Annotated in this window: 3 protein-coding genes; 1 reads left to right on the top strand and 2 read right to left on the bottom strand. The window is 72.6% G+C overall.

The window, feature by feature from the left end; translation table 11 throughout:
- Positions 1-93: 93 nt before the first annotated feature.
- Both DY245_RS33825 and DY245_RS33820 read right to left on the bottom strand, forming a co-directional pair.
- Positions 94-918, bottom strand: a complete 825-nt coding sequence (locus tag DY245_RS33825) for a sugar phosphate isomerase/epimerase family protein (protein ID WP_181923995.1) — start codon at positions 916-918, stop codon at positions 94-96.
- A 216-nt stretch (positions 919-1,134) separates the two neighbouring features.
- Positions 1,135-2,061: a Ppx/GppA family phosphatase gene (locus DY245_RS33820; protein WP_128510961.1), complete on the bottom strand. Its 927-nt coding sequence runs from the start codon at positions 2,059-2,061 to the stop codon at positions 1,135-1,137.
- A 75-nt stretch (positions 2,062-2,136) separates the two neighbouring features.
- Between DY245_RS33820 and DY245_RS33815 the strand changes: the two genes are divergently transcribed.
- Positions 2,137-3,006 (top strand): DUF3109 family protein, encoded by an 870-nt coding sequence (locus tag DY245_RS33815; protein WP_128510960.1) that lies wholly within the window; start codon positions 2,137-2,139, stop codon positions 3,004-3,006.
- Positions 3,007-3,079 lie beyond the last annotated feature (73 nt).

The raw sequence follows: 3,079 nt of genomic DNA, 5'->3' as shown, positions 1-3,079 counted from the left end.
GCTCGCGGGCGCCGGGCCCTTCGGCGGCCTCGGCGCGGGCCGGGCGGCCGCGGCGCCGGGCCGGCTTGGCGGGCTCCCCCGAAGGCTCCGCGCTCACGACCCCGGCACCCAGGTGGGCGAGGCCAGATGCAGCCGGGTGAAGGCCAGCGCCTCGGCCAGGTCGGCCTCGCGTTCGGCGGCGGACATCGCCCGGCGGGTGTTGACCTCGACGACCACATGCCCGTCGAAGCCGGTGGCGGCCAGCCGCTCCAGCACCTCGGCGCAGGGCTGGCTGCCGCGGCCCGGCACCAGGTGCTCGTCCTTGGCGGAGCCGTTGCCGTCGGCGAGATGCACATGCGCCAGCCGGTCGCCCATCCGCTCCACCATCTCCAGTGCGTCGTTGCGCGCGGTGGAGGTGTGCGACAGATCGACGGTGAAGTGCCGGTAGTCGTCGTTGGTGGGGTCCCAGTCCGGGGCGTACGCCAGCATCTCGCGGTCCCGGTAGCGCCACGGGTACATGTTCTCGACGGCGAACTTCACATCCGTCTCGTGCTCCATCCGCCACACCCCGCGGACGAATTCCCGCGCATAGCTGCGCTGCCAGCGGAACGGCGGGTGCACGACCACCGTGGAGGCGCCCAGCTTCTCCGCGGCGTTGCGGGCGCGCTGCAGCTTGACCCACGGGTCGGTGGACCACACCCGCTGGGTGATCAGCAGACAGGGCGCGTGCACGGCCAGGACCGGCACACCGTGGTAGTCGGAGAGCCGGCGCAGCGCGTCGATGTCCTGGCTGATCGGGTCGGTCCACACCATGACCTCGACGCCGTCGTAGCCGAGGCGCGCGGCGATCTCGAAGGCCGTCGCCGTCGACTCCGGATACACCGAGGCCGTGGACAGGGCGACCTTCGCATCCGGGATGCGCACCACTGGCTCTGTCACGAGGGACAGCGTACGGGCCGGGATGGGGCACAGGGCAGGAGGTCCGGACACCCGCGGCCCCCTGTCGGTGGGGGTCCCTCCGCTCCGTGAGAGCCGTGAGGAGGGCGGGACAGGGGGTACGGGGGGTGGCGCGGGCATCCGGGAGGCGTGACGAGTCTCACGAAGGCCGGGCGGACGCGGGTGTCCTTGGGGCCGGTGATCCAGCCCGCCGCAGAATTACGGCAGGTGATCCAGCCGCCGCAGAATGACGCCCTCACGCAGCGCCCACGGGCAGATGTCCAGCGTCTCGACCCCGAACAGGTCCATCGAAGCCTCGGCGACCAGCGCCCCGGCGAGCAGCTGCCGTGCGCGCCCCTCGGACACGCCGGGCAGCGCGGCGCGCTCCTGCACGGTCATCCCGGCCAGCCGCGGCACCCACTCCTCCAGCTTCTTGTGGGTCAGCTCACGCTGGACGTACAGCCCCTCGGCCGAGCGCGCCGCGCCCGCGATCCGGGCCAGCTGCTTGAAGGTCTTGGACGTGGCGACGACCCGGTCGGGCGTGCCGTAGCGGCGGAATTCGCTCACCACCCGGGCGATCTCGGCCCGTACGCGGCGCCGCAGGTTCCGTACGTCGTCGGGGTCCGGCGGGTCGCCCGGCAGATCGCCCGCGGTCAGCCGGCCGGCGCCCAGCGGCAGCGAGACCGCCACGTCCGGGTCCTCGTCGAGGCCGTAGGCGATCTCCAGCGAGCCGCCGCCGATGTCGACCACCAGCAGCCGGCCGGCGGACCAGCCCAGCCACCGGCGGGCGGCGAGGAAGGTGAGCCGCGCCTCGTCCTCGCCGGAGAGCACCTGGAGCTCGACGCCGGTCTCCAGGGCGACCCGGCGCAGGACGTCCTCGCCGTTGGAGGCCTCGCGGACCGCGGAGGTGGCGAACGGCAGCACGCTCTCGACGCCCTTGTCCTCGGCCACCTGCAACGCTTCGAGGACGGTGGCCACCAGCCGCTCCACCCCGGCATCGCTTATGGCGCCGTCCTCGTCGAGGAGTTCGGCAAGGCGCAGCTCCGCCTTGTGCGAATAGGCAGGCAGCGGGCGTGCGCCCGGGTGTGCGTCCACCACCAGCAGATGGACCGTATTCGAACCCACATCGAGGACACCGAGTCTCATACGGGGAAACCTACTGCGCGCGCCGCCCACTCTTGTCGGCGCGGTGCGTCCCGCCGCTCGCCGTAGGCTGGTCCTGTGGCAAAGACGAAAAAGGCGAAGCACGAAAAAGCGCTCAAGAAGGAAGAAAAGCGTCGCACCCAGGCGGTTGAAGGGGCGCAGTCCCGGCGCGGGGCCCCGGCCGACGAGGTCGGCCTCGACTTCGCCCGTGCCTGGGTCACGTTCCCCGACCCGGCCGACGACGAGCAGCTCTTCCGCTGTGACCTGACCTGGCTGGCCTCCCGCTGGACCTGCATCTTCGGCAGCGGCTGCCAGGGCATCCAGGCCGGCCGGGCGGACGACGGCTGCTGCACGCTCGGCGCGCACTTCTCGGACGATGACGACGAGAAGCGGGTGGCCGGGCATGTGGCGCGGCTCACGCCCGACCTGTGGCAGTTCCACGACGTGGGCACCGAGACCGGCTGGGTCGAGGTGGACGAGGACGGTGAGCGGCAGACCCGCCGCTGGGAGGGCTCGTGCATCTTCCAGAACCGCCCCGGCTTCCCTGCCGGCGCGGGCTGCTCGCTGCACATCCTGGCGCTGCGCGAGGGCCGCGAGCCGCTGGAGACCAAGCCGGACGTCTGCTGGCAGCTGCCGATCCGGCGCACCTACGACTGGATCGACCGGCCGGACGACACCCAGATCCTTCAGGTGACGATCGGCGAGTACGACCGGCGCGGCTGGGGCCCGGGCGGCCACGACCTGCACTGGTGGTGCACCTCCGCGACCTCGGCGCACGGCGCCGGCGAGCCGGTGTACGTGTCGTACAAGCCGGAGCTGACCGAGCTGATGGGCAAGAAGGGCTACGCCAAGCTCGCCGAGCTCTGCGAGGAGCGGCTGGCGGCGACGCTGCCGATGGCGCCGCATCCGGCGGACCCGAAGCCGCCGCAGAAGCCCAAGCAGAAGTAGCGGCAGCAGCACGCGCGCCGGGGCCGCCTCCGCAGGCGGCCCCGGCGGGTTTCGGCTGCGCTCAGCGGGCGGG

The organism is Streptomyces inhibens (assembly GCF_003389455.1).
In the GTDB taxonomy this organism is placed as follows: domain Bacteria; phylum Actinomycetota; class Actinomycetes; order Streptomycetales; family Streptomycetaceae; genus Streptomyces; species Streptomyces inhibens.
This window is presented reverse-complemented; position numbering and strand designations above follow the sequence as displayed.

Coding starts and splice junctions, on each gene's coding strand:
- DY245_RS33820 (WP_128510961.1), bottom strand. CDS start 2,061: ATGAGACTCGGTGTCCTCGATGTGGGTTCGAATACGGTCCATCTGCTG.